28 protein-coding genes are annotated in these 23590 nt (G+C 59.0%); 12 read left to right on the top strand and 16 right to left on the bottom strand.

Translation table 11 applies throughout. The features are described 5' to 3' along the window. Nucleotides 1-9 precede the first annotated feature (9 nt). Nucleotides 10-1356 (top strand): acetyl-CoA carboxylase biotin carboxylase subunit, encoded by a 1347-nt coding sequence (accC, locus tag I5192_RS02980; RefSeq protein WP_170397180.1) that lies wholly within the window; start codon nt 10-12, stop codon nt 1354-1356. A 51-nt stretch (nt 1357-1407) separates the two neighbouring features. Continuing rightward, nucleotides 1408-2040 carry a leucyl/phenylalanyl-tRNA--protein transferase gene (gene aat, locus I5192_RS02975; protein WP_170663837.1) on the top strand — a complete coding sequence of 211 codons (633 nt, stop codon included), beginning with the start codon at nt 1408-1410 and terminating at the stop codon, nt 2038-2040. Here the strand turns inward: aat and I5192_RS02970 are convergent. The 6 genes from I5192_RS02970 to I5192_RS02945 form a co-directional block, all read right to left on the bottom strand. Beyond that, the gene (locus I5192_RS02970; protein ID WP_170466088.1) at nt 2004-2363 is read right to left on the bottom strand and encodes a DUF2155 domain-containing protein; all 360 of its coding nucleotides are present in this window, start codon (nt 2361-2363) and stop codon (nt 2004-2006) included. The genes aat and I5192_RS02970 overlap by 37 nt on opposite strands. Next, the gene (gene mlaD / locus I5192_RS02965; protein ID WP_170466091.1) at nt 2360-2812 is read right to left on the bottom strand and encodes an outer membrane lipid asymmetry maintenance protein MlaD; all 453 of its coding nucleotides are present in this window, start codon (nt 2810-2812) and stop codon (nt 2360-2362) included. Before mlaD ends, I5192_RS02970 begins: the two co-directional genes overlap by 4 nt. 10 nt (nt 2813-2822) lie before the next feature. Next, a complete protein-coding gene (locus I5192_RS02960; RefSeq protein ID WP_010443266.1) occupies nt 2823-3206 on the bottom strand; it encodes an NADH:ubiquinone oxidoreductase subunit NDUFA12 in 384 nt (127 codons plus the stop codon). Between the two features lie 79 nt (nt 3207-3285). Continuing rightward, on the bottom strand, nt 3286-3648 hold the full coding sequence (locus I5192_RS02955; RefSeq protein WP_170663838.1) for a RidA family protein: 363 nt from the start codon (nt 3646-3648) through the stop codon (nt 3286-3288). Nucleotides 3649-3710: 62 nt separating this feature from the next. Then, the gene (gene clpX, locus I5192_RS02950) at nt 3711-4976 is read right to left on the bottom strand and encodes an ATP-dependent Clp protease ATP-binding subunit ClpX (RefSeq protein ID WP_170397188.1); all 1266 of its coding nucleotides are present in this window, start codon (nt 4974-4976) and stop codon (nt 3711-3713) included. A 136-nt stretch (nt 4977-5112) separates the two neighbouring features. Continuing rightward, complete coding sequence (locus tag I5192_RS02945; protein ID WP_170564807.1) at nt 5113-5745, bottom strand: ATP-dependent Clp protease proteolytic subunit; 633 nt, start codon at nt 5743-5745, stop codon at nt 5113-5115. A 309-nt stretch (nt 5746-6054) separates the two neighbouring features. On the opposite strand from I5192_RS02945, the gene I5192_RS02940 reads away from it, so the two are divergent. The 3 genes from I5192_RS02940 to I5192_RS02930 all read left to right on the top strand — a co-directional run bounded on the left by I5192_RS02940 (nt 6055) and on the right by I5192_RS02930 (nt 7890). After that, nucleotides 6055-6396: a helix-turn-helix transcriptional regulator gene (locus tag I5192_RS02940; RefSeq protein WP_170397190.1), complete on the top strand. Its 342-nt coding sequence runs from the start codon at nt 6055-6057 to the stop codon at nt 6394-6396. A 99-nt stretch (nt 6397-6495) separates the two neighbouring features. Then, the gene (locus tag I5192_RS02935) at nt 6496-6633 is read left to right on the top strand and encodes an entericidin A/B family lipoprotein (protein WP_010443271.1); all 138 of its coding nucleotides are present in this window, start codon (nt 6496-6498) and stop codon (nt 6631-6633) included. Nucleotides 6634-7461: 828 nt separating this feature from the next. After that, the gene (locus I5192_RS02930; protein WP_223117714.1) at nt 7462-7890 is read left to right on the top strand and encodes a type II toxin-antitoxin system Phd/YefM family antitoxin; all 429 of its coding nucleotides are present in this window, start codon (nt 7462-7464) and stop codon (nt 7888-7890) included. 82 nt (nt 7891-7972) lie between these two features. On the opposite strand, the gene I5192_RS02925 is transcribed toward I5192_RS02930, so the two are convergent. Beyond that, the gene (locus I5192_RS02925) at nt 7973-8422 is read right to left on the bottom strand and encodes a hypothetical protein (RefSeq protein WP_170466098.1); all 450 of its coding nucleotides are present in this window, start codon (nt 8420-8422) and stop codon (nt 7973-7975) included. 130 nt (nt 8423-8552) lie between these two features. Then, complete coding sequence (locus tag I5192_RS02920) at nt 8553-8873, bottom strand: hypothetical protein (RefSeq protein ID WP_170397195.1); 321 nt, start codon at nt 8871-8873, stop codon at nt 8553-8555. Nucleotides 8874-9059: 186 nt separating this feature from the next. On the opposite strand from I5192_RS02920, the gene I5192_RS02915 reads away from it, so the two are divergent. Then, nucleotides 9060-10007 (top strand): aldo/keto reductase, encoded by a 948-nt coding sequence (locus I5192_RS02915; RefSeq protein ID WP_223117713.1) that lies wholly within the window; start codon nt 9060-9062, stop codon nt 10005-10007. Between the two features lie 28 nt (nt 10008-10035). Here the strand turns inward: I5192_RS02915 and lepA are convergent, their stop codons facing one another. Beyond that, nucleotides 10036-11835: a translation elongation factor 4 gene (lepA, locus tag I5192_RS02910; protein ID WP_170397199.1), complete on the bottom strand. Its 1800-nt coding sequence runs from the start codon at nt 11833-11835 to the stop codon at nt 10036-10038. 87 nt (nt 11836-11922) lie between these two features. Then, nucleotides 11923-12477, bottom strand: coding sequence for an RNA ligase family protein (locus I5192_RS02905; protein WP_223117712.1), 555 nt, complete (start codon nt 12475-12477; stop codon nt 11923-11925). Between the two features lie 244 nt (nt 12478-12721). On the opposite strand from I5192_RS02905, the gene I5192_RS02900 reads away from it, so the two are divergent. From I5192_RS02900 to I5192_RS02890, 3 genes are all read left to right on the top strand, one after another. After that, entirely contained in the window at nt 12722-13030 is a 309-nt protein-coding gene (locus I5192_RS02900; RefSeq protein ID WP_170404173.1) for a hypothetical protein, read from the top strand. Nucleotides 13031-13095: 65 nt separating this feature from the next. Further along, nucleotides 13096-14037 carry a LysR family transcriptional regulator gene (locus I5192_RS02895; protein ID WP_170397757.1) on the top strand — a complete coding sequence of 314 codons (942 nt, stop codon included), beginning with the start codon at nt 13096-13098 and terminating at the stop codon, nt 14035-14037. A 223-nt stretch (nt 14038-14260) separates the two neighbouring features. Further along, nucleotides 14261-14806, top strand: a complete 546-nt coding sequence (locus I5192_RS02890) for a hypothetical protein (RefSeq protein WP_223117711.1) — start codon at nt 14261-14263, stop codon at nt 14804-14806. A 181-nt stretch (nt 14807-14987) separates the two neighbouring features. Here the strand turns inward: I5192_RS02890 and I5192_RS02885 are convergent, their stop codons facing one another. After that, a complete protein-coding gene (locus tag I5192_RS02885; protein WP_223117710.1) occupies nt 14988-15431 on the bottom strand; it encodes a low molecular weight protein-tyrosine-phosphatase in 444 nt (147 codons plus the stop codon). Between the two features lie 27 nt (nt 15432-15458). On the opposite strand from I5192_RS02885, the gene I5192_RS02880 reads away from it, so the two are divergent. Together I5192_RS02880 and I5192_RS02875 are read left to right on the top strand one after the other, a co-directional pair. After that, the gene (locus tag I5192_RS02880) at nt 15459-16157 is read left to right on the top strand and encodes an NAD-dependent deacylase (RefSeq protein WP_223117709.1); all 699 of its coding nucleotides are present in this window, start codon (nt 15459-15461) and stop codon (nt 16155-16157) included. Between the two features lie 61 nt (nt 16158-16218). Further along, nucleotides 16219-16827 carry an HdeD family acid-resistance protein gene (locus tag I5192_RS02875; protein WP_170397206.1) on the top strand — a complete coding sequence of 203 codons (609 nt, stop codon included), beginning with the start codon at nt 16219-16221 and terminating at the stop codon, nt 16825-16827. A 68-nt stretch (nt 16828-16895) separates the two neighbouring features. Here I5192_RS02875 and I5192_RS02870 read toward each other — a convergent pair whose 3' ends face one another. The 5 genes from I5192_RS02870 to meaB all read right to left on the bottom strand — a co-directional run bounded on the left by I5192_RS02870 (nt 16896) and on the right by meaB (nt 20910). Then, nucleotides 16896-17360 carry a copper chaperone PCu(A)C gene (locus I5192_RS02870; RefSeq protein ID WP_223117708.1) on the bottom strand — a complete coding sequence of 155 codons (465 nt, stop codon included), beginning with the start codon at nt 17358-17360 and terminating at the stop codon, nt 16896-16898. A gap of 45 nt (nt 17361-17405) precedes the next feature. Further along, nucleotides 17406-17756: a hypothetical protein gene (locus I5192_RS02865; RefSeq protein ID WP_170424215.1), complete on the bottom strand. Its 351-nt coding sequence runs from the start codon at nt 17754-17756 to the stop codon at nt 17406-17408. A gap of 405 nt (nt 17757-18161) precedes the next feature. Next, nucleotides 18162-18449: a 50S ribosomal protein L28 gene (rpmB, locus tag I5192_RS02860; protein ID WP_008756960.1), complete on the bottom strand. Its 288-nt coding sequence runs from the start codon at nt 18447-18449 to the stop codon at nt 18162-18164. Between the two features lie 119 nt (nt 18450-18568). After that, nucleotides 18569-19762 carry a Hint domain-containing protein gene (locus I5192_RS02855; protein WP_170612173.1) on the bottom strand — a complete coding sequence of 398 codons (1194 nt, stop codon included), beginning with the start codon at nt 19760-19762 and terminating at the stop codon, nt 18569-18571. A 170-nt stretch (nt 19763-19932) separates the two neighbouring features. Beyond that, nucleotides 19933-20910 (bottom strand): methylmalonyl Co-A mutase-associated GTPase MeaB, encoded by a 978-nt coding sequence (meaB, locus tag I5192_RS02850; RefSeq protein WP_170511476.1) that lies wholly within the window; start codon nt 20908-20910, stop codon nt 19933-19935. Nucleotides 20911-21030: 120 nt separating this feature from the next. Between meaB and hrpB the strand changes: the two genes are divergently transcribed. Then, nucleotides 21031-23469 (top strand): ATP-dependent helicase HrpB, encoded by a 2439-nt coding sequence (hrpB, locus tag I5192_RS02845; protein ID WP_223117707.1) that lies wholly within the window; start codon nt 21031-21033, stop codon nt 23467-23469. The last annotated feature ends 121 nt before the right edge of the window (nt 23470-23590 follow it).

The following is a 23590-nucleotide window of genomic DNA, read 5'->3' as shown; positions in this document are numbered from 1 at the left end:
GGCGGGCCCATGTTCGACAAAATCCTGATTGCCAACCGAGGCGAGATCGCCCTGCGTGTGATCCGTGCTGCGCGCGAGATGGGGATCAAGACGGTTGCCGTGCACTCCACCGCCGACAGCGATGCGATGCATGTGCGCATGGCGGACGAATCGGTCTGCATCGGCCCCCCGCCCAGCCCGCAAAGCTATCTGTCCGTGCCCGCGATCATCTCGGCCTGTGAAATCACCGGCGCGCAGGCGATCCATCCCGGCTATGGCTTCCTGTCCGAGAATGCCGAGTTCGTGCAGATCGTCGAAGATCACGGCATTACCTTCATCGGACCCACCGCCGAACATATTCGTGTCATGGGTGACAAGATCACCGCCAAGGACACGATGAAGGAACTGGGTGTACCTTGCGTTCCGGGTTCTGACGGCGGTGTGCCAACGCTGGCCGACGCCAAGCGCATTGGTGAAGAGTTCGGCTATCCCGTCATCATCAAGGCAACCGCCGGTGGCGGCGGTCGCGGCATGAAGGTGGCACAAAACGCCGATGAGATGGAAAGCGCCTTCATGACCGCACGCGCCGAGGGCAAGGCCGCCTTTGGCAATGACGAGGTCTATATCGAGAAATATCTGACAACCCCGCGCCATATCGAGATTCAGGTCTTCGGCGATGGCAAGGGAAAGGCAGTGCATTTGGGCGAACGCGACTGTTCGCTGCAGCGCCGCCACCAGAAGGTGTTCGAAGAAGCCCCCGGCCCCAGTATCACGCCGGAAGAACGCGCCAAGATCGGTAAGATCTGTGCCGATGCGGTCGCCAAGATCAACTATATCGGCGCAGGCACCATCGAGTTCCTCTATGAAAACGGCGAGTTCTACTTCATCGAGATGAACACGCGTCTACAGGTGGAACACCCCGTGACCGAAGGCATCTTCGGCGTCGATCTGGTGCGCGAACAAATCCGCGTCGCCGCTGGTGAGGACATGTCGTTCGGTCAGGACGATCTTGAGATCAATGGCCACGCCATCGAGGTTCGCATCAACGCGGAAAAACTGCCGAACTTCTCGCCCTGCCCGGGCAAGATTACGGCCTATCACGCGCCAGGTGGTCTGGGCGTGCGGATGGATTCCGCGCTCTATGACGGCTATTCGATCCCGCCATATTACGACTCGTTGATCGCCAAACTGATCGTTCAGGGCCGTGACCGGGCTGAAGCTTTGGCCCGTCTGGAACGTGCTTTGGGCGAGTTGATCGTCGACGGTATCGACACCACCGTGCCGCTGTTCCACGCGCTGCTGCAGGAACCTGACCTGCACAGCGGCGAGTACAACATCCACTGGCTGGAGCACTGGCTTGCGGAGAACATGGCCTAATCTGACCAAAGGGCCGAAGGACAACCCCCCTTCGGCCCCGAGGCACCCGGCATGAGCCTTTCCCCTGAACTTCTGCTCCATGGCTATTCCATCGGCATTTTTCCGATGGCTGAGCATCGCGACGACCCCGAGTTGTTCTGGGTCGACCCGAAGTTTCGCGGCGTGTTCCCCCTGGATGGGTTCCACATCTCCCGCAGCCTAGCGCGGCGTATCCGGACCTGTGGGTTTTCGGTAAGCATCAATCGCGATTTTGCGGGCGTCGTGGATGGCTGCGCCGACCGATCGGATACCTGGATCAATCCCGAACTGCGCCGTCTGTATCAGGAACTACACCGGACCGGCCGCGCGCATTCCCTCGAAGTCTGGGACGGCGCTTCACTGATTGGCGGCGTTTACGGCGTAGTCCTCGGCGCGGCCTTTTTTGGCGAAAGCATGTTCTCGCGTCGCACGGACGCATCGAAGATTGCACTTGCCTATCTGGTGGATCGACTGCGCCAAACCGGGTTCACACTGTTCGATACGCAGTTTCTGACGGCGCATCTGGCCTCGTTAGGCGCGATCGAGATCCCGCGTGCGGTTTATCATAGCGAATTGAAACAAGCGCTTGACCTGAAAGCAGATTTCACCGCTGATCTGCAGCAGACCCCTCAGGGTGTGATACAACGTATCACCCAGACATCGTAGCGGGCGTGATCCAACGCGTTCAGCGCGGGTGAGGTCGCAATCATCCAGCCATCAAACAGCTGCTGCGCCTTACCCTGTTCCCAGATGGTCAGATAGGCAAAGGCGTCACCTGTCGGGTTTTCGGCTGGATAGCGACAATCACCCAGCGCGACATCCAGACCAAAGACCGACGTGGTCTCGCCGTTCTGCATTTCGATGTCCACCGTCTGCCCGCTGACCTTGTCCAACCCGCGCAACATTGCGCCGGGGCCGGATTCGACCTTTTGCTGCGCAGCAGCTCCGGTTGCGGTGACCATCAGAGCCACCAGTGCAGCGCGGATCATTCGCTTCCGTCCCCGGCCACGAATTTGACCAGCAACGAGATCAGGCTGACCGCGCCTTGCGTATCGGTAATCTCATCACCCGCCTCAAAATAGAACGGGGAACCGCCCGGCATAACCTCAACAAAGTTGCCACCCAGCAAGCCTTCGGAAGAAATCACAGCGGCGCTATCGTCTGGAATAAGAATACCATCTGCCACGGAAAATCGGGTGTCCGCGCGGTACGTATCAGAGTTTAGCGTAACGCCGGTCACCGTCCCAATCTTGACCCCGGCAAGGCGTACATCCGTGCCAACGCCCACACCTTCGAGCGAGCGGAAAGACGCGCCCAGCTCGTATCCTGCGCCGGATTGAGACAGGCCTGTGGATTGGCTGGCGTAGACACCGAACGCAATGGCGCAGGCCAGCACGGCACCGCCGACGATAACTTCGGTCTTCGTATGATTAGACATCTGGCCTCGCTTATTCCGGGCTCCACGCCTCGTAATCGCTACGTTCAACCGGATCGGCACGACGCAGAGAACCGGCAGGTGCATAGGCCAGCGCGGTGCCGGTCAGATTCTCCTGATGCGGTTTTTCCCAGGACTTGTGCGCCAGAGGTTTATCGGTTGGCGGTTCATCCCATGTGCGGTGCAGCCAGCCATGCCAATCGGGATCGATCCGGCTGGCCTCGGCTTCGCCATTGAAAATCACCCAGCGCTTGCTGTCGTCGGCATTGCGATAGAACACGTTGCCCTCGTCGTCCTCACCGACCTTGATCCCCTTGCGCGCAGTATAGAATTGCGTGTTCAGGGTGGCCCCGTTCCACCAGGTCACGGCCCGCAAAAGACTGTTCAGGATTCCCATCGGCTGCCTCCGGCATTTCTGTCCCCGAAGATATGGACCAAAGGCACGCTAAGGTCCAGTACTGCCAGCGCTACCTGCGTCATTCCGGCAGGATAGCGGTGACTTCAATTTCAATCCGGTATTTCGGATCGATCAATCCGCATTCGATCATCGTCGCCGCAGGAGGGTTCGCGCCAAAGGTTTCGGCCAGAATGGGCCAGCAAGGTTCAAATTCGGTTCGATCCGGCAGCATATAAGTGATGCGCACGACATCAGAGAATGAAGCACCCGCCTCGGCCAGCGCGTTTTCGATGATAGACAGCGCCGAGCGGCATTGCTCCACGACCGTTTCACCTTGCCCAACAGTTCCCGCGATATGAACCCAGCCACCCGCGACAACCGCGCGGCAATAGCCAACCTTGGCTTCAAACTCACCACCCGAAGAGATACGTCTTACTGTCATCGTGTCCTCAAACGAAAACGGCGCGGGCATTGCCGCGCCGTGTGTGCATCAATCTATGCGGTTCAACCCGCCGAAGCCGATTCCGCCGCGTCTGCGTAGATGATCAAAGGCTGAGAATCCGACGTCACAGCCTCTTCGTTGACCACAACTTCGGTCACGTTCTTCATGCCCGGCAGTTCGAACATTGTATCCAGCAGGATGTCTTCCAGGATAGAACGCAGACCACGTGCACCGGTTTTACGCTCGATCGCTTTCTTGGCGATCGCCTTCAACGCATCATCGGTAAAGGCCAGTTCCGCATCTTCCAACTCAAACAACCGCTGGTATTGCTTGACCAGAGCGTTCTTCGGGCTGGTCAGGATGGTGACCAAAGCGTCTTCGTCCAGATCTTCCAGCGTCGCCAGAACCGGCAGTCGGCCGACGAATTCGGGGATCAGGCCAAATTTCAGCAGGTCTTCGGGTTCCAGATCCTTGAAGATCTCGCCCACGCCGCGCTCGTCATTGTCACGCACGTCGGCACCAAAGCCCATGGCCGAGCCTTTGCCACGCTGTGCAATGATCTTGTCTAGTCCGGCGAATGCGCCACCACAGATGAACAGGATGTTGGTGGTATCCACCTGCAGGAATTCCTGCTGCGGATGTTTGCGCCCACCCTGCGGAGGAACGCTGGCCACGGTGCCTTCCATCAGTTTCAGCAGGGCCTGCTGAACGCCCTCGCCCGATACGTCGCGGGTGATCGAAGGGTTTTCAGACTTGCGGGTGATCTTATCGACCTCGTCAATATAGACGATGCCGCGCTGTGCGCGTTCGACATTGTACTCGCTGGCCTGCAGCAGTTTGAGGATGATGTTTTCAACATCTTCACCCACATAACCGGCTTCGGTAAGCGTGGTTGCGTCCGCCATCGTAAACGGCACGTCAAGAATCCGCGCCAGCGTTTGCGCCAGCAGGGTTTTGCCGCAGCCGGTGGGGCCAATCAGCAAGATGTTGGATTTTGCCAGTTCTATATCGCTGCCCGCTTTCTGGGCATGATTGAGACGCTTGTAGTGGTTGTGTACCGCAACCGACAGCACCCGCTTGGCGGTGGCCTGACCGATCACATAGTCATCCAGCACTTCGCAGATATCCTTGGGTGTTGGCACACCGTCCGAGGATTTCAGACCGCTGGCCTTGGTTTCCTCGCGAATGATATCCATGCACAGCTCGACACACTCATCGCAGATGAACACGGTCGGGCCTGCGATCAGCTTACGCACCTCATGCTGGCTTTTGCCGCAAAAGCTGCAATAGAGCGTGTTCTTGCCGTCACCGCCTGAATTCGTCGCCATGCTTTACCCCTCGGGCTCCGTCTCAGCGGCCCCTCTCAAGGACCGCGCTTGCCGTATATGCCTGCAGCTTAGGCCAGCGTTCTGGCAGCTACAATCTCAAAATCATCCCTCACGCCGGACGCGCGCGGATTTGAACCTAGGCCTCTTCACCATCCATCTTGGCGCGGTTCTCGACGATCTCGTCGATATGGCCCCAATCCTTGGCCTCTTCCGGGCTCATGAAATTGTCACGATCCAGCGCCTTTTCAACCGCCTTTTTGGTCTGCCCGGTATGGCGCACATAGATGTCATACAGGCGATCTTTCAGCTTTTGCGTCTCGGCCGCGTGGATCATGATGTCGCTCGCCTGGCCCTGATAACCGCCGCTGGGCTGGTGCACCATGATCCGGCTGTTAGGCAGCGAAAAGCGCATTCCCTTCTCGCCCCCGGCCAGCAGAACCGAACCCATCGACGCCGCCTGACCGATCACCAATGTGGAACATTTCGGCTTGATATACTGCATTGTGTCGTAAATCGACAAACCACTGGTGACCACGCCACCGGGAGAGTTGATGTAGATCGAGATTTCCTTGTTCGGATTTTCCGCCTCAAGGTGCAGCAGCTGAGCGACCACCAAATGGCTCATACCGTCATGGATGGGGCCGTTGATGAAAATGATCCGCTCTTTCAGAAGGCGCGAGAAGATGTCGTATGCGCGCTCGCCCCGGCTGGTCTGCTCGACGACCATGGGGACGAGTGTGTTCATATATGTATCAACTGGATCGAACATTCGGAACCTGCCTGTTTTGCGATGGATCGGGACATTACCCGAAGAGTAGTTACCCGAGTCTTAGTGCCGCCACAGGGGGGCTGCAAGGGGGGCCGAACGTTCCCACGAATTCCGTCTACCTGCTCGACCCGAATGCACACGCCGCTACAGGTCGGTTGACGGATTGCGCGGAAACGTGCTGGTTACATCACGCTATTTTGATCCATGCATATGGAAATACATGCCTGGAAATTGTACCAAGAGTTCTCGCTGCGGATGCGGCGCCGGTCAGGCGACGGGATTCGGCGGCACTAACGAGGGAATACGATCATGGCTTTTCCGCAAATGACCGAGGATATGTCACCCGGCGACCTTGACCGGATGGTTGAAAACGCAACGCGCGCGTCGAACTTTCTGAAAGCCATAAGCCACGAAGGGCGTTTGATGATCCTGTGTCACCTCGTCTCGGGCGAGAAATCCGTTACTGAACTGGAACAATTGCTATCGGCCCGCCAAGCCGCCGTTTCTCAGCAACTGTCGCGGCTCAGACTTGAGGGGCTGGTTGTTCCTCGTCGCGAAGGCAAGGCGATATATTACCGGCTGGCAGATGATCGACCAGCCCGAATACTGGAAGTGGTGTACGAACTGTTTTGCGCTCAGGATGCGACCTGAGCCTAGTTTTTAGCCCTTCGAAATCGGCCATGCAAAACCTGTAGCTATGGCCCGGGAAAGCTGCTAGTCAATTCGAAACAAGCACTTATGGAGCAACCGATGATCCGCGCAATTCTGATTGGCCTGGCCCTGTTCACCTTGACCGCCTGTGAAACCGCAAAGGGCGCTGGCAAAGATATCGAAAACGCCGGAGATGCCATCCAGAACGCGGCCGAGGACGTGCAGGAAAACATCTGATCGTGACGGGATGTTGCGTTCAGGCAACGCTTACCCGCAATATGTAGTTGCCACACCGACTCAACCCGAGTAGTGTGCCGGTACAGGTGCATAGACGCGGCATTGCATTTCTGACACTTTGACGGGGTTCTTTTGCGCAAGCGAAAGAACCCCGTTTTGGTCCGGAGGGTGGTGCGTGGTAGCCTGTATGAACCTTGGGTTCTCAAAAAGGAAAAGGCGTCAGGTGCTCAGACGCGGTCTTTGCATGCATCCTTGCGGACACTCCTGACGCCTTGCCGGTCCGTTCCGCCCGAGGGGCTTCCCGGTCCAGTTGCCTCGGCCCCCGAAGGGACTTTGGCCACTGCCACACGCGCTATGTCGCGTCGCAGTCCGCGCGGACCTTCTGAGAGGCTGAGCATTTAACCCGAACCGAAGCCCAGACCACCTGCTCCACCACCGGTAAGCCATTGCAACTACAAACAAATCCTAAAATCCGCCTTCGCTGCTGTGGCCCCCTTGGCCCTTGCGTCCCGCCCCTGTTCCGAAGATCAGAAGCAGTAACCAGACTGTTACATCAGCGTCATGATCCGGCAAGAAAATAGCACTGCAGCATAAAAATTAGACGGGGATAAGCTGTTGATATCCGCCGGGAGAGCCATGTGGATAACCCGAGAATTCGCGTCATCGCGCGGGCTTGGGGATGGAAAAAGTCAAATATGGATCGCCGGCCAGAATTCGCTTGGTTTCTGCACCTGCGAAGGTCCCGCGCGCTGAATTAGGGGGGTATTGTCCGAGTTGTACAACACTCAAGCCCCCAATCTTTCGAATCGTACAACCGGAGATTCGCCTATGCGCCTGACCATTTCTCAAGCTCGCGCCCGTTTGGGCGAACTGGCCACCTTGTCGCAAGACCCCCGGCAAGTGATCGTGCTGACCCGTTATGGCAAACCGATCGCCGCACTGGTGTCGATGAACGAGGCGCAGCGGATTTGGGAGTTAATGGATGATGACACCATCGGACGCAAACACCCGCTCAGCGGGGTGCGCGGGTGGTGGTCGAAGGGGCGTGGTATTCCGGGGATGGAACCTGGGCCGGACGGTTCTTACCTCACCGCGCGCGACGCCGCGCTGAAGGTCCGCGAGATCCAGATGACCCGTGCCGAGGAACGCCGCATTCTCAAGCGCGGGGGTCTGGACCCTGTCGCGGGCGGCGAGATCGCCGCCCGGCCCGTCGCCTCCCTGTGGAGACAGTTGTTTATGAGAAGCGCTCCGACCTGACCGGGGTACCTACTACTCCTGCCGCAGTCACAAATCTCAGCGGCATTAACCCCCTTTAACATCCGATCGGGCCGGAAACGCTTCAGTTCACCTGACGTTCCAGAACTGTGCTGTAGGTCGTTCCGTTCCGCAGGCTACGGAAATCGGCAAAGATCTTGCCGTCCTCGTACCGCGCATCGATCAACGCATTGGCGCCAATCACCAGCGGGGAAGTTTCAACGATGCCGATCGAGCCAGACCCATCGAGGCTGATGGTTCCGGTGGCCTCGTATTCATTCCATTCAGTGTCGCCATCCCGACGCCACTTGCTGGGCCCCCAGAAGACATTGTCTTCCTGCATCTGGACGTCGAGCATCCATTCGGCCTGATTAAAGCGGGGCTGATCGCCCTTGTAATAATGGCTGGGCTGCACGGTCGTGTAGGACCCGACCCACGTGCCGCGCAGATCCGGTGTGGTATCGGCCAGTGCTGCGGTTCCGAGGGCGAGGGACGTGGCCAGAGCGGCGGCTCCGGCAGTCATGTATCTGGTCATGGGGATCTCCTCCTGAAAGCGACCCTTTGGAGTTCAAAAGCGAACATCCTTGCTGTGGCATACAGATTGGGCGGAGGTGCGCCGGTTACAACTTACCTAAGGGAAACTTCATGAACCGGTAATGTTTGCGTCAGGCCCAGGCCAGCGCAGTGCCGAGGATGACCAGACCGATACCTGCCGCCTCGCGATACGAGAAGTTCTCGCCGAACAGAAAGAATGAGGCGATGGCGATCAGAACCACCTCGGCCCCAAGAATGCCGGTATAGATGATGCCCAGCCGTTCCTCGCGCAGAGCGGCGAGTTCGAGCGTGGCCCCGGCCAGCAGGGTCGCGACGATCAGTAGACCAAGACCCACGCCGGGGAGTTTCCACCAGAACTTCATCGCGATCATGGCAACGGAATAAAGGCCTGCTGATCCAAAAGCGATAAGGGGAACAAGCGATGTAGACATAAGGGCCTCCTGCAAAGGTTGCCGTTGGGTCAACTGTAGCAGATGGGCTGATTTAGGGCTGTGAGGTGGGTCACAGTTTCAGGTTCCATTCTCGCTTTTCTTCTAGTGTTTTTTGCCCCCGAACTTGCAGTGATGGGTCGACCTGTTCAAAATTCAATTATTCATATGCGACTGGGGAGGGGTGCAATGACAACACTTTGCGAAATAGGTCAAACCGTAGTGCGAATCCCACGAATTGGCTTTGGATCAACCGGTATAGGCAACATTCCACAGATTTACGGTTACGAAGTTGATGAGAATAGGGCGCACGAGACCATACGCGCCATACTTGCCCGGCCCGACGGGTTTATCGACACCGCCCGAGGCTATGCGTTGGGGCGTAGCGAGGAGCGCATCGGGAGTGTCATCCGTGAACTCGGTGGCTGGCCGAAAGGCCGCGTTCTGTCCACAAAAGTAGACCGTGACATGGAAACGAATGTTTTCGACGCCGCCCAAGCGCGGCGGTCCTTTGAACAAAGCCTCAAGGCTCTTGAGGTAGATCGCGTGGACATCCTTCATCTGCACGACCCGGAATACGCTGGTGACGTAACTGAGATTACCCGCAGCGGAGGTGCGCTGGACGAATTATTCAAAATTAAAGAGGAAGGATTGGCAACTGCAGTTGGTCTGGCGGGCGGGCAGTTGGATGTGTTGATGCCAATGCTGCGCGAACGGGATTTCGACGTGGTGATGACTCACAACCGGCACACGCTTGTAAACATGAATGCGGCGCCGCTGATCGAACTGGCCAACTCGAAGGACGTTACGGTATTGAACGCAGCGCCTTACGCCGGCGGAATCTTGGCCAGAGGCAGCGCAATCCATCATTTCTACGTCTATCAGCCAGCAACAGAAGAAACGCTCGCACCCGTGCGCGCGGTTGAGGAAATCTGTGCCCGCTATGACGTGCCCTTAGGCGCCTTAGCGCTGCAATTCTCGATGCGGGACGCAAAAATTGCGTCAACGGTGTGTGGAGTGACTTGGCCACAGCATGTGAGACAAACACTCGAATGGGCGGATTGGGATATCCCAAGAGCGGTTTGGAGTGAACTCGCGGAACTTGGTCAGAGTGACGCTGATCCTGAGGCCGTATAGAACCGATCAACGGAGAGGAAGGACAGCCTTAGCTGTCCATCTTCAACGCTGAAATAAACGCCTCCTGCGGGATATCCACCTTCCCGAACTGACGCATCTTTTTCTTACCCGCCTTCTGCTTGTCCAGCAGTTTGCGTTTCCGCGTGGCGTCGCCTCCGTAGCATTTGGCGGTCACGTCCTTGCGCAAGGCCGAGAGGGTCTCGCGGGCGATGACCTTGCCTCCGATGGCGGCCTGGATCGGGATTTTGAACATGTGGCGCGGGATCAGGTCCTTGAGCTTTTCGCACATTGCACGGCCCCGCATCTCGGCCCGGTCGCGGTGAACCATGGTCGACAGCGCGTCGACCGGTTCGTCATTCACCAGCACCGACATCTTGACCAGATTGTCCTCGGTGTAGCCGGTCATCTGGTAGTCGAACGAAGCATAGCCCTTGGTCACCGATTTCAGGCGGTCGTAGAAGTCAAAGACAACCTCGTTCAGCGGCAGGTCATAGACGACCATGGCGCGGGTGCCCGCATATGTCAGGTCCAGCTGGATGCCACGGCGGTCTTGGCAGAGTTTCAGCACGTCGCCGAGGTATTCATCCGGCACCAGAATGGTCGCCTTGATGCGCGGTTCCTCGATATGGTCGACCTTCGACGGGTCGGGCATGTCGGCGGGGTTGTGCAGCTCGATCATCTCGCCGTCTTTCATGTAGACGTGATAGATCACCGAGGGAGCCGTCGTGATGAGCTCGATATCGTATTCGCGTTCGATCCGGTCGCGGATGACCTCTAGGTGCAGCAGGCCGAGGAAACCGCAGCGGAAGCCAAAGCCCAATGCCGCCGAGGTTTCCATTTCAAAGCTGAAGCTGGCGTCGTTCAGGGCCAGTTTGTCGATCGCATCGCGCAGGTCTTCGAATTCGGAACTGTCGACGGGGAAGAGGCCGCAGAACACCACCGGCTGCGCGGGTTTGAATCCCGTCAGGGCCTCTTCGGTGCCGTTGCGGTCATTGGTGATGGTGTCGCCGACGCGGGTGTCGCGGACCTGTTTGATCGAGGCGGTCAGGAAGCCGATCTCACCGGGGCCCAGCGAATCCACCATCTCCATCTCAGGCCGGAAGACGCCGACGCGGTCGACATGGTGCAGGGTGTTGTTCGACATGAACTTCACCCGCATCCCCTTTTTCAGCGTGCCGTCCATGATGCGGACCAGAACGATGACGCCGAGATAGGCGTCGTACCAGGAATCCACCAGCATCGCCTTGAGCGGCGCGTCCAGATTGCCCTGTGGCGCGGGCAGTTGCTGCACGATGGCTTCGAGCGTTTCGTGGATGCCCTGCCCCGTCTTGGCGGAGACCTGAATGGCGTCGGTGGCGTCGATGCCGATCACATCCTCGATCTGTTCGGCCACGCGGTCACAGTCGGATGCAGGCAGGTCGATCTTGTTCAGCACCGGCACGATCTCATGATCTGCGTCGATGGCCTGATAGACATTCGCCAGCGTCTGCGCTTCGACCCCTTGGGTCGAGTCCACAACCAGCAAAGACCCTTCGACCGCGCGCATGGACCGGCTGACCTCATAGGCAAAGTCCACGTGGCCGGGAGTGTCGATCAGGTTCAGCACATACGCCTCGCCATTGTCGGCGGTATAGTCGATGCGAACCGTGTTGGCCTTGATGGTAATGCCACGCTCACGCTCGATATCCATGCTGTCGAGCAACTGTTCCTTCATGTCGCGATCCTTAACCGTTCCGGTCTCTTGGATGAGCCGGTCAGCAAGGGTGGATTTGCCATGGTCGATATGCGCGACGATGGAGAAATTGCGGATATGAGCGAGGTCTGTCATGGGTTGGGGATATGCGTCGGAAATGGGCTGTGGTCAAGGTGGGACGAAGCCCCAGCGAAACCCTTTGATTGCGAGGCCTCTGACCGTTCAGAGCAACCTGTTTTTGACCAACTCCGCGTTCATCCAATGCGTCTCGCTTTGCACATGACCCTCGCGCACGTATTTCGCGTGGTGAGTGGGCATGTCTTCTTCGTTAAACGCTGCAGTTGTGCGAACGACAAAACCCTCCTGAGTATCCAGATCCAGGCCCGCGATCACATCTGCCAGAACCTTAACAGAGAACCGTCCGCGATAGAGTTCGGGAACGGCAGCAATCCCCAGCTCGAGAAAGCGTGAAAGCGTCGCGTCCCACGATTGCACGCGCTTTGCCTTGATCCAGGCGAAGCCCAGGAAATAAGTCGGCAACGCCGAGTACGCTATCGAGCGGCGCGCAAACAGATATTCACCGACTATGCGCTCATCTTCGTCAAGCTGTGGCGAAATTCCGGTAGCGAAGGCCTTCATCCAATCTCGGGACGGGTGGTAACGCGCGTCAATACTGCGGGGGTGGCAGCCCTGACTATGAATCGTTGTATTCTCACCGTCCAGTTTTTCGGTGAAGACGGCCTCCTCAGCCGAAGCCAGTTTATCAACGCTGGACATGATCTTATCATCGCTGGTCGCCCCGGGAGACTCCGGCAGATGGAAGTGCGCCCGTATTTCTTAAGCATAGTGGTCTCATGAAAGAGATTTAAACAATGTCTGGCCAGAAAACGCGACATCCCAGCCGCGTGCAATCACTTTTTCGAACCACCCAATTGATCCCGAATCCACTTTGATTCATACTCCGCCGCAGACCGAGAGGGGCATAAGACCCGTCCGGGCAGGCAAAAAACGAGGCTCGAGTATGAAACAGTTCCTCTTAATCGCATTTTGTGCGGCATCGCTGACGTCGGTGGCCCACACAGTGGACGCGGCGCAGATCAAGCGGGCGTGTCTGGCATCAGACCGTGAAGCGGCGACGCGGGCGCGGTGCCGGTGTATTCAGCGCGTGGCGGATCAGGCGCTGACGCGTAGTGATCAGAAGACCGTCGCCAAGTGGTTCACCAACCCGCATCAGGCGCAGGAGTTAAAGATGTCGCAGACCGCGCGCGATGATGCGCTGTGGGATCGGTATCAGAACTTTGGCCAGATGGCGCAAGCGATCTGCAACTGAGCCCTGTCAATCCTTGACCTGATGCCCGCTGCGCCTCAGAAATGGCGCAGCGAAAGGTATTTGCGATGGTGATGAAAGGGCTGACCCTGCGGGGCCTTGAAGTGTTCGAGGCGCTGGCGCGGACCGGATCGGTGGCGCAGGCGGCCGAGATCACGGGGCTCAGCCAGCCCTCGGTTTCCCAGCAGTTGCGCAATCTGGAAAAGGCTTTGGGCACCGATCTGGTGGATCACGGGCGGCGACCGATGCGACTGACGCAGGCCGGCCGCAGTTTCCTGGCGCGGGCCGAGGCAGTGCTGGCCGAGTTGCAGATGGCGCAAGGCGAACTGGCGGTGATGGATCTGGGGCATCTGACCACCCTGTCCATCGGCTTGATCGACGATTTCGACAACGACCTGACGCCGCGATTGGCGACGTTGCTGGCCGACAGTCTGACCCGGTCGAAATTCAAGCTGATCACGCTGCCCAGTCTGGACCTGTTTGCCGAGCTTGAGGCGCAGCGCCTGCACATGGCGGTCTCGGCCCATTCTGGCGAGGTGCTGGAGGGCGTGGTCGAATATCCGCTGGTGCAGGATCCGTTCATTCTGGTCGCGCCTAAGGGCGTTGCGCAACCAGTGCAGGATCTGCCCTTTCTGCGCTATGCCCGCGAGCAGTTGATCAGCCGTCAGATCGAAAGCCATCTGGCCCGGCAGCAGCTGGAATTCGAGGAACGGTTCGAAATCGGCTCACACCTCGCGCTGATGGCGATGGTTGCGCGCGGCCTCGGCTGGGCGATTACCACGCCGCTGGGCTATATGCGCGCCGCCCGCTTCCACGACGGGATGGAGGCGCACCCTGCCCCGTTCGGTGAGTTCGCACGCACCATTTCCTTGTTTACACGGACCGACTGGTCCGATCAGGTACCGCAGGAAGTGGCCGACATGATCCGACGTCTGATGCGCAGCCAGATCGTTGATCCAGCGATTGCGCAATTGCCGTGGTTAGGTGGTCAGTTGAAGGTGGTGGGATAGAGCGAGAGGCAGCGAATACGATTATTTGCTATCGCTCTAATTTGCGACTTTCAAAAGTTTATCTCAAGAACGCAGCATTTCTTCTACAACGAAACCAGATGGACTCTGGCGCCTCTCTTTTTAGCGGCAAGTCACCATTTTCATTAAAGTACGTTGCCAAGCATTGCCTTTGCAACATAGTGTGCGCTTCATGTTTTGAATTTGCTACGAAAGTTTTTTTAGAATGACGATGACTATAGATGGCATCGGTGCAGAGCCGCCGGGTTACAAAGATGCTCTAACTCTTGAACAAGCGTTGCTTCTGACACCCAAAGCGCTCGATCGACAAATTTCAAGCGATCTCAGACGCATAGCTAACGCGCATGGTCGAAGCTACTCGATTGTTAGCTGGTGGCAAGAGCAGAAGGCACGGTTTATTGGCTGGTCGGGTCGCTTGCTTGCTCGACAAGTCAAGAGAAAACCACCTGGCGAACCTGAGGATTTTTGTGACAAAATCGACTATTGCCGACGGCGCAAACAAGCCCGGACTGCTGTCGGCTTTATCCGGAGCCTTCAGGAAGATCGCGTACTGTTGGCAACCGAGGCATACGATAAGTTCCGAGAGAACAATGAGACAATAGCTATACTACTTGAGGAAGCGATGGCTCTGACGACTGAAATCGCTGAATTTACGGCCGACACCGTTGTTCCAGTTACTGTTATTGCTAAGATCGTTCTGGAAGCAATGGATGAGATTTGCCCATGCCCGGATGAGGATAGCGCTACATAAGGAAGCTTCAGCCACCACCTGCTTTGCCCCATTTTTGCCGTAGAACCTATTTGAAACACTTGGCTCAAATTTAGTTGTTACAAATTGAGTTCGACATACCCATCAGTCCAGAATTGGACATATATCGCATGGGGAACAATGCCGTCCGCATCTGCCGTCGTAAATGAATGGTATATTCAAGCTAGGCCCGCACATGTGCCTCGAGCCCCTGCACCGCCTCTTCGATCAGGTCCAGCGCGCCGTCGAAATCCCGGGTGTAATAGGGATCGGGCACGTGGTCCGCGCCGCTGTCAGGCGCAAAATCGGTCAACAGGCGGACCGGGGTGTCGTTGCCGTCCGGGCGCAAATCTTCGATGTTCGCGATGTTTTCTGCGTCCATTCCGACGATCAGGTCGAAGTGGTTGAAATCCTGGGCCAAGAACTGGCGCGCGCGTAGGTCGCTGAGGTCGATATCACGCGCGCGGGCGGCCTTTTGCATTGGGCCGTAAGGCGGGTCTCCGATATGCCAGCCCGAGGTTCCGGCGCTGTCGGTCTGGTGATGCGGGGCGCGGGCGCGAAAAGCACCCTCGGCGGCGGGGGACCGGCAGATATTGCCCAGGCAGACGAAAAGGATACGGTGTGACATAAGAGAGGTTTAGCGCGTGGGGCAGGTATGGAAAAGATCGTCATTCTGACCGGGGCTGGGATTTCCGCCGAAAGCGGGTTGGGCACGTTCCGCGATGAAGGGGGCCTGTGGGCGCAGCACCGGATCGAGGATGTGGCCACGCCCGAGGTCTTTGCCCGCAATCCGTCGCTGGTGCATCAGTTTTACAATGCCCGCCGAGTACAGGCCGCCAAGGCGCAACCCAACGCGGCGCATCAGGCGCTGGCCCGGTTGCAGCAGGGCTGGCCTGGAGAGGTGATCCTTGTCACCCAGAATGTCGACAGCCTGCACGAGGCAGGAGGGGCCGCGCATGTGATCCATATGCATGGCACCTTGGCTGGGGCTTTGTGTGCGGCGTGCGGATATCGTTGGGCTTCGCCACCCGAAATGGATGTGGATGAGCCCTGCCCGTCCTGTCACCAGCCCTCGGCCCGGCCCGACGTCGTATGGTTCGGCGAGATGCCATATTTCATGGATGAGATCTACGACCATCTGATGGAAGCATCGCTGTTCGCCTCGATCGGCACCTCGGGGCAGGTTTATCCGGCGGCAGGGTTTGTACAAGAGGCGCGGGCCGTGGGCGCGCGGACCATCGAATTGAACCTTGAGCCATCCGCCGGAATATTTGATGAAACCCGGCTGGGGCCAGCCTCAGAGGCAGTACCGCGCTGGGTCGATGAGCTGTTGGCGCGAGGCAGCACGCGATAGGGGCAGACAGCGGCGCGTCTTCCCGTCTATGGTGCAGAAAACGCAAACCCGAGTGAGTGACATGACCGATCTACCGCCCAAAGACGGAGAAATCCTTGACGACAGCAGTATCGACGCGCGCGATACGTTAAGTACCAATCTGGCCAGCCTGTGGTGGACCTTTCTGCTGCGTGGAATTCTCGCGGGTCTGATCGGGATTGCAGCGCTGTTCTGGCCGACCAGCAGCATCTCATTATTGCTGCGATTGGTAGGGGCGCTGCTGATTCTGGATGGCGCGCTGACCTGGCTGGGTTTTGGGCGGCGCGGGCTGATCGGAGGCGTCGGTATCGGTGCCGCGCTGATCGGTTTGGTGTTGCTGATCTGGCCACAGGGCGTGGCCTGGCTGGCGTTCACCCTCATGGGGGCGATGGCGCTGTTCGTTGCGATCGGCTCGTTCATGGCGCTGCCGCAAATGCATCCACAAGACCCCGAGCGCGCAACGGTGCGTAATTCAGGTATCTTCGCACTCATCGTCGGGCTGGTGCTGATCTTCTGGCCCGGCAGCGGCATGGTGGCGTTGGGCTGGGCAATTGCCTTCTTCGCGCTGACCTCGGCGGTGGTGATGTTCTTTCTGGCGGCACGGTTCAAAAAAGCGGGCGATCGATTGGAGATGAAAACCGTCAACAGATGACGCAACAGGCCGGGCATTGCCCGGCCTGTCGTATGGATGATGGCTGTACCACAGCCTGAAGACAGGCGTTAGTTCGAATGGCCGCCTTTGTCCTGGCGCTCAAGATCGACCGGGATCTCGACCGCGACCTCTCCAGCATTTTCGAAGATCAGAGTGACGGGAACGGTTCCGCCCTGTTCGAAAGGCGCGGTCAGGCCCATGAACATGACGTGATCACCGCCGCGTTTCAGCATGTGGGTTTCGCCCGCCGGAATGGCGAAGCCTTCCTTCACATGCACCATCTTGGCGACACCGTTTTCGTCAACCTTATGAGTGTGCAGTTCCACTCGGGCAGCCGCATCCGAGGTCACGCCGATCAGGCGGTCATCGGTATCGCCTTGATTCTGGATCATCATGAAGGCGGCACCCGCCTTCGCGGTTTTGCCCGAAGACCGTGCATAAGGGTCTACGACCGAGATGGTATCGGCAGCCAGCGCCGCACCGGTCAGCGAAAAGGTAGTCAGGACTGCAAGCAGGCTGGATTTGAGGGTCATTATGCCTCTCCTTGGTAACTGTCTGATAGAGTTTGGAAACTGGAATCAGGCAGAAACCGGCGGGGCACGAGCTGGGTGTCGCGGCAACGGCGCGGCAATCAGATGCTGGGAAAGGAGCGACGGCGCGGGGAGCGCGCGCGACGGGGCCGGAGGTACGGCAACCGAGGCTTCATGGATCGCGCCCAGAAGGTTGAGCGCATAGTCAGGGCAGTATTGCGGTGCGCGGGTCGGTTGGCCGTCTTCGTCCATATAGACGACGACCGGCCCGCTGCCGGTGCACAAAACCATCTGCCCGACCGCGCGCTCCATACCCCGCGACACGGCCAGTCCCTGCCCGGTGAGGATCACCATCAAGGACAGCGCATAAGGCAGAAATGTGCGGAAAAAGCCTGTCATGTCAGCTTGGTATATACGCCGCCCACTGAACCGGCTTCAAGCGCAAAGCAGTGGCTGAGACAGTATGGCCTAGCTCAGCTTTTCGGCGGCCTGAACGCCTCGGCATTCATCCCCGTATGCAGTCGGTTTACCCGGCGCTGCATCCGGGTGCAGCGGATCACGGCTTTTGCAATTGATCGTGGCAGTAAAAACAGAAAATTCTTTGCTTTGAGTGACATGGTAACCCCCTCAACATGAATATGCATAAACATATGCGATATTCAGCAGGCGTTCTGTGAACAACGTCACGAAGCGGGGCGTTTTATTACCATTTCAGAGACAATCATTCGCACAGGGGCAGCGAATGCAAAAAAGAAAAGCCCCACACCGCAGGGTGCAGGGCTGAATTCTTGCGTGAGAAAGCGCTTAGGCCGAGGCTTGTGCCTTGGCGATTTCTTTCTTCACTTTCAGGGCGTTCGCCGACAGCTCGTCATCCTTGGCTTTGGCCAGGAACGCGTCCAGACCACCGCGGTGGTCGACCGAGCGCAGGGCAGCTGCCGAGATGCGCAGCTTGACGCCACGACCCAGAGTTTCCGACTGCAGGGTAACGTCGTTCAGGTTGGGCAGAAAACGGCGACGAGTTCTGTTTTTGGCGTGGCTGACATTGTTGCCAGTCATCGGGCCTTTTCCGGTCAGTTCGCAACGGCGCGACATGGTTTCTTCCTTTGTTTCTGGAGGCCGGGTACAAGACCCGTGGCCAAATCACAAGGGGCGCAACCCGAAGTCGCGCCCGAAAACTGGTTGGATGCGTTTAGTGGGAATCGCGCGAAGGGTCAAGACGGCTGCGGCGAAATCTTTGCACCCGAGTTGAATTCATTTGAGGTCAAGATCGGGGACATCCGCAACAGCGGCTTGTTATTCTTCAAATGCCGTGTGATCAACTGCGCTTGCAGCCGCCCGCCGGGGATCATGCGGGCCGGGTCGGCGCGGTAGTCAAGGTCTGTCAGTTCGGGAAAAATCTCGAATATCTCGCGACGCGACGCGGCGCTCAGCATTTTCAGCGCTTCGGGGCCGGTATAGAGGCTTTCGGTTGGCGCATCCTCGGCAAAGATCACCTGATGGCGGTCGAACAGCAGGTGGTAATACTCGACGCTTTCCACGCTTTCATCAACGTAGATATCCGGCATTGCGGTGAGTTTGATGGCCGGAATCAGAACCTCGGTCGTGCCGAACATGCGTTGGGCGATCTTTGAGTGCACCAGCATCCGATGCTGGCGCGAGACCAGCAGATCGCGATGCGGCAGCCCCTCGCCCAATGCCCCTGCAAGGATACGCACAGGCCAGAGTCTGGGGTTGGCTTCAAGCTGGAAGCGATCAAATTCGCGCCGCCCGATCCAACGGATCGGGTGCAGGCCCTGCCCCAGCGTGGGGATCAGGTCACCGGTGCGCAACGACTGGATCAGGGATCGCCCATCCTGTGTCGTGATCAATGTATCGCGCGTGAAACAGGGCATACCCGACCCGTTCTCGAACGCTGAATACGTGACGGTGATGCCTGAAGGCAGGGTAAATGTGCCGCTCGAGACTGAATAACCAACCCCGTCTTCGACCGTAATCACCCCGAAAGTATCGTCCGTGATAACAGTGCCCTCAGGGAGGTTCAGCGTGTCGGTTCCACTGCCGCCGCGAATGTCACCCGACACCGTGGTGCTGGTGAAATTCAGCGTGTCATTACCGGCACCAAGCCGGATATCGCCGACGGTTGACCCCCTGATATCAACCGTATCCGCATCCGACCCGCTAGCGATGCGCCCGCCAACCGTGCTGTTGGTGACAATGATCGTGTCGGTGCCTGCATTGCCCAGGACATTGTTGGCAATGGTGCTATTGGTGATGGTGATATCGTCATCGCCGCCACGGCCGCGGATACCGGTCACCGGAGGCGTCGCCGGGTTTCCGTTCAGAGTACCGTTGTCATTTGTGACATCGATATCGTCGTCGCCGTTGGTACCATTGATATTGGGCATTCTGACGTGTCCCGTTCCTCGGAGAATCCGGGCACGATCCGAGCTGACCAAGCCCTTTCTCAACCCGGTTCAAACGCAGTGACTTACACTCAAACACAACAATATATGTAGCTTTAATACACGATTAGCGGTCAGCGCACCAGCCGCGCACGCATCATACCGCCAGAGTGTTACGCGTCGGACAGCCCGGAGAGGATTTGTTCGGCCGCCGCCGATGGGCTGAGGTGGCCCGCACTGACCTGAGCGCCAAGATCGCTCATCCGACTGCGCATCTGTGGCGTTTCGAGACGCGCAAGCAATGCGTGGCGTACCTCTTGCTCGAACCAGTATTTTGCCTGTGTGGCGCGGTTCAATACCCAATGCCCGGCTTCGCGCCGCCAGGTTGTCAGGGCCTGCATCTCGTCCCAGGCCTGTTCCAGCCCATGCTCTTCAACTGCTGAAACGGTCATGGCCTTGGGAAACCCTTCGGGGTCCTGCGGGCGTTTGCGCAGCAGACGCAGCGCGCCCGCGTAATCGGCGCAGGTGCGGGTTGCAGTCGCTTTCAGGTCGCCATCGGCCTTGTTGATCAGGATCATGTCGGCCATCTCCATGATGCCGCGCTTGACGCCCTGCAACTCATCTCCACCCGCCGGGGCCAGCAGCAGCAGGAACAGGTCAGACATCTCGGCCACAACGGTTTCCGATTGGCCCACACCCACGGTTTCAATCAGCACGACGTCAAAACCAGCCGCCTCACAAAGTGCAATCGCTTCGCGTGTGCGGCGCGCCACGCCACCAAGATGGCTCTGGCTGGGGGACGGGCGGATAAAGGCGTTTTTCTCGCGGCTCAGCCTTTCCATGCGGGTCTTGTCGCCCAGGATCGAGCCCCCCGAACGGGCCGAGCTGGGGTCAACTGCAAGAACCGCAACGCGCAGCCCCAGCCCCGTCAGCATCATGCCGAAGCTTTCGATAAAGGTCGATTTGCCCACACCCGGCGTGCCCGACAGGCCGATCCGCAACGCCTGGCGTCCGGCGCCGCTCAATTGATCCAGCAGCGCGGTTGCCTGCGCCCGATGATCTTCACGCCCGCTTTCGACCAGTGTGATCGCACGGGCCAATGCCCTGCGCTCTCCGTTCAAGATCCTGTCGCCAAGCTCGGCAATGTTCATCGGTAAGTCCCCGGCTGGAATTTGCCCTAGATGAGGGGGGATGACCCGGTTTGTCCAGCCCCAACCGAAGCCGAGTTTGGCGACGCTGGACCTTGGCCGAGGCTTTGGCGATAAGGCGATATGACCCGGTTGCCCATTGATGACGCCATTCCCGATCTTCTGAACGCCTTGCGAACGCATGGGCGCGCGGTGCTGCAGGCGCCGCCGGGTGCGGGCAAGACAACCCGCGTGCCGCTTGAGATGCTGCAGGCCGGTCTGTGCGAGGGCCGGATCGTCATGCTGGAACCCCGGCGGCTGGCCGCCCGCGCCGCCGCCGAACGCATGGCCGAGACGCTGGGTGAGCCCGTGGGCCAGACCGTGGGCTATCGTGTCCGTGGAGACGTGAAAGTTTCAAAGGCGACGCACATCGAGGTTGTGACCGAAGGTATCCTGACACGGATGCTGCAATCCGAACCTGACCTGCCCGGCGTAGGTGCTGTGATATTCGATGAATTCCACGAACGGTCCCTGAACGCCGATCTTGGGCTTGCACTGTGCCTTGAGGTGACTGGAGCGTTGCGCGATGACCTGATCTTGCTGGCGATGTCCGCGACGCTGGATGCTGAACCGGTGGGCCAGCTGATGAACGCGCCTCTGGTGACATCCGAAGGGCGCAGCTATCCGGTCGAGACCCGCTGGTTGGACCGGCCTTTGGCGCCGCAGGCGCGGCGACTGGACGCGCTGATCGATCTGGTGGTGCGAGCCGAACGGGAAACCAAAGGGGGCATGCTGGTGTTCCTGCCCGGTGAAGGTGAAATTCGGCGGGCCGAGGCGGCTTTGGCCAGCCGTCTACCCGACACCTGTTCAGTGCGGCCATTGTTCGGAGCACTGCCCTTTGCCGCCCAGCGCGCGGCGATTGCGCCGGTTAAGCAAGGTCGCAAGGTGGTTCTGGCGACGTCGATTGCCGAAACCTCGCTGACTATTCCCGATATCCGCGTGGTGGTCGATATGGGGCAAGCCCGGCGGGCACGGTTCGATCCCGGATCAGGCATGTCGCAGCTGGTGACCGAGCGGGTGACGCGGGCCGAAGCGACGCAGCGCGCAGGCCGTGCGGGGCGTGTGGCCGAAGGTGTCTGCTATCGGTTGTGGTCCAAGGGCGAAGAAGGTGCACTAGCCGCCTACCCGCCTGCCGAGATCGAGGCAGCCGATCTGACCGGGCTGGCGTTGGAATTGTCGCTCTGGGGCGCAGAACCGGGTGATCTTGCGTTTCTGACCGCTCCGCCCGAAGGCACGCTGGCCGAGGCGCGCGCGTTGCTGGCGATGCTGGGTGCCCTGGATGGCAAAGGTAGGATCACCGAACATGGGCGGGCGCTGGCGGCGCTGCCGCTGCATCCTCGGCTGGGGCACATGCTGCTGCACGCGGGACCTGAGGCCGCGACACTGGCGGCGCTGATGGCGGAACGCGATCCGCTGCGGGGCGCGCCGGTCGATCTGTCTTTGAGGCTTGAGGTGCTGCGGGACGTGCGCGCGTTTCAGCGCAATCGGGTCTGGCAGGTCAACATGGGCGCGCTGGATCGGATCAAGGGCGAAGCAAAACGGTTGCGCGCGCAATCTAAGGATGCGGGCGGTCTGAGCCCGGCGGCGATGGCGGCGCTGGCCTATCCCGATCGCATCGGACAGCGACGCAAGGGAGATGTCCCGCGTTATGTCCTGTCGGGTGGCAAAGGCGTCGTGCTGGAAGCCGGTGATACGTTGGCGGGTGCACCCTATCTTGTGGTGACGGATACGGATGGGAACCCGCGTGAAGCGCGCGTGCGCATGGCAGCGCAGATTTCCGAGGGGGAAATTCGCGATCTATTCGGCGATCAGATCGCGTGGGTCGACAGCTGCGACTGGTCGAAACGCGAACGCCGTGTGGTGGCGCGCAGGCAAGAGCGGTTCGGAGCAATCACGCTGGACGACCGCATCTGGAAAGATGTCCCCGAGGATGCGTTGGCGCGGGCGATGTTGGACGGGGTGCGCGATCTGGGTGTGCGGCTGAACGGGGCCGCAGCGCGATTGGCCGCTCGGGTCGAGTTGATCCGCGCGGAAGGCGCTGATTTGCCGGACTTCTCGGAAACCGGGCTGATGGATACGCTGGAAGACTGGCTGCTGCCGATGCTCTCGGGTGTGCGCAATGCCGATGACTGGAAGCGGTTCGACCTGCTGCCCGCGCTGCGCGCCCGGCTGGACTGGGACCAGATGCAGGAACTGGATCGGCGGGCGCCGGGCTCGTTTGTGACTCCGTTGGGCCGCAAGCTGCCAATTGACTATGGCGGTGCGGTGCCCGAAATCTCGGTTCGGCTACAAGAGGTATTTGGCGTTACGCAACATCCGGTGGTTGGGGGCGAGCCTTTGAAGATCACGCTGCTGTCACCGGCCCAGCGACCGATCCAGATCACCCGTGATCTGCCCGGATTCTGGGCCGGGTCATATGCCGATGTGCGCAAGGACATGCGGGCGCAGTACCCAAAACATCCCTGGCCCGAAGATCCAACTCAGGCGGATCCGACGCTGCGCGCGAAGCGGCGCAAAGGCTGAGTTGATCAGGTGGGCGTAAATAAGCCTCATTGGCGGAAACAGTGCAAAGCGCACAAATTGCTGCAAAAATACACGAAACACCGAAAGTTCAGGCCATATTTTGCGGTTATCCGAGGGCGGT

Origin of the sequence: Ruegeria sp. SCSIO 43209 (genome assembly GCF_019904295.1) — a bacterium.
Taxonomy (GTDB): domain Bacteria; phylum Pseudomonadota; class Alphaproteobacteria; order Rhodobacterales; family Rhodobacteraceae; genus Ruegeria.
Note: the sequence above shows the minus strand (reverse complement) of the source record. Positions and strands in the feature narration are given on the sequence as shown.

Coding starts and splice junctions, on each gene's coding strand:
- accC (WP_170397180.1), top strand. CDS start 10: ATGTTCGACAAAATCCTGATTGCCAACCGAGGCGAGATCGCCCTGCGT.
- aat (WP_170663837.1), top strand. CDS start 1,408: ATGAGCCTTTCCCCTGAACTTCTGCTCCATGGCTATTCCATCGGCATT.
- I5192_RS02970 (WP_170466088.1), bottom strand. CDS start 2,363: ATGATCCGCGCTGCACTGGTGGCTCTGATGGTCACCGCAACCGGAGCT.
- mlaD (WP_170466091.1), bottom strand. CDS start 2,812: ATGTCTAATCATACGAAGACCGAAGTTATCGTCGGCGGTGCCGTGCTG.
- I5192_RS02960 (WP_010443266.1), bottom strand. CDS start 3,206: ATGGGAATCCTGAACAGTCTTTTGCGGGCCGTGACCTGGTGGAACGGG.
- I5192_RS02955 (WP_170663838.1), bottom strand. CDS start 3,648: ATGACAGTAAGACGTATCTCTTCGGGTGGTGAGTTTGAAGCCAAGGTT.
- clpX (WP_170397188.1), bottom strand. CDS start 4,976: ATGGCGACGAATTCAGGCGGTGACGGCAAGAACACGCTCTATTGCAGC.
- I5192_RS02945 (WP_170564807.1), bottom strand. CDS start 5,745: ATGTTCGATCCAGTTGATACATATATGAACACACTCGTCCCCATGGTC.
- I5192_RS02940 (WP_170397190.1), top strand. CDS start 6,055: ATGGCTTTTCCGCAAATGACCGAGGATATGTCACCCGGCGACCTTGAC.
- I5192_RS02935 (WP_010443271.1), top strand. CDS start 6,496: ATGATCCGCGCAATTCTGATTGGCCTGGCCCTGTTCACCTTGACCGCC.
- I5192_RS02930 (WP_223117714.1), top strand. CDS start 7,462: ATGCGCCTGACCATTTCTCAAGCTCGCGCCCGTTTGGGCGAACTGGCC.
- I5192_RS02925 (WP_170466098.1), bottom strand. CDS start 8,422: ATGACCAGATACATGACTGCCGGAGCCGCCGCTCTGGCCACGTCCCTC.
- I5192_RS02920 (WP_170397195.1), bottom strand. CDS start 8,873: ATGTCTACATCGCTTGTTCCCCTTATCGCTTTTGGATCAGCAGGCCTT.
- I5192_RS02915 (WP_223117713.1), top strand. CDS start 9,060: ATGACAACACTTTGCGAAATAGGTCAAACCGTAGTGCGAATCCCACGA.
- lepA (WP_170397199.1), bottom strand. CDS start 11,835: ATGACAGACCTCGCTCATATCCGCAATTTCTCCATCGTCGCGCATATC.
- I5192_RS02905 (WP_223117712.1), bottom strand. CDS start 12,477: ATGTCCAGCGTTGATAAACTGGCTTCGGCTGAGGAGGCCGTCTTCACC.
- I5192_RS02900 (WP_170404173.1), top strand. CDS start 12,722: ATGAAACAGTTCCTCTTAATCGCATTTTGTGCGGCATCGCTGACGTCG.
- I5192_RS02895 (WP_170397757.1), top strand. CDS start 13,096: ATGGTGATGAAAGGGCTGACCCTGCGGGGCCTTGAAGTGTTCGAGGCG.
- I5192_RS02890 (WP_223117711.1), top strand. CDS start 14,261: ATGACGATGACTATAGATGGCATCGGTGCAGAGCCGCCGGGTTACAAA.
- I5192_RS02885 (WP_223117710.1), bottom strand. CDS start 15,431: ATGTCACACCGTATCCTTTTCGTCTGCCTGGGCAATATCTGCCGGTCC.
- I5192_RS02880 (WP_223117709.1), top strand. CDS start 15,459: ATGGAAAAGATCGTCATTCTGACCGGGGCTGGGATTTCCGCCGAAAGC.
- I5192_RS02875 (WP_170397206.1), top strand. CDS start 16,219: ATGACCGATCTACCGCCCAAAGACGGAGAAATCCTTGACGACAGCAGT.
- I5192_RS02870 (WP_223117708.1), bottom strand. CDS start 17,360: ATGACCCTCAAATCCAGCCTGCTTGCAGTCCTGACTACCTTTTCGCTG.
- I5192_RS02865 (WP_170424215.1), bottom strand. CDS start 17,756: ATGACAGGCTTTTTCCGCACATTTCTGCCTTATGCGCTGTCCTTGATG.
- rpmB (WP_008756960.1), bottom strand. CDS start 18,449: ATGTCGCGCCGTTGCGAACTGACCGGAAAAGGCCCGATGACTGGCAAC.
- I5192_RS02855 (WP_170612173.1), bottom strand. CDS start 19,762: ATGCCCAATATCAATGGTACCAACGGCGACGACGATATCGATGTCACA.
- meaB (WP_170511476.1), bottom strand. CDS start 20,910: ATGAACATTGCCGAGCTTGGCGACAGGATCTTGAACGGAGAGCGCAGG.
- hrpB (WP_223117707.1), top strand. CDS start 21,031: ATGACCCGGTTGCCCATTGATGACGCCATTCCCGATCTTCTGAACGCC.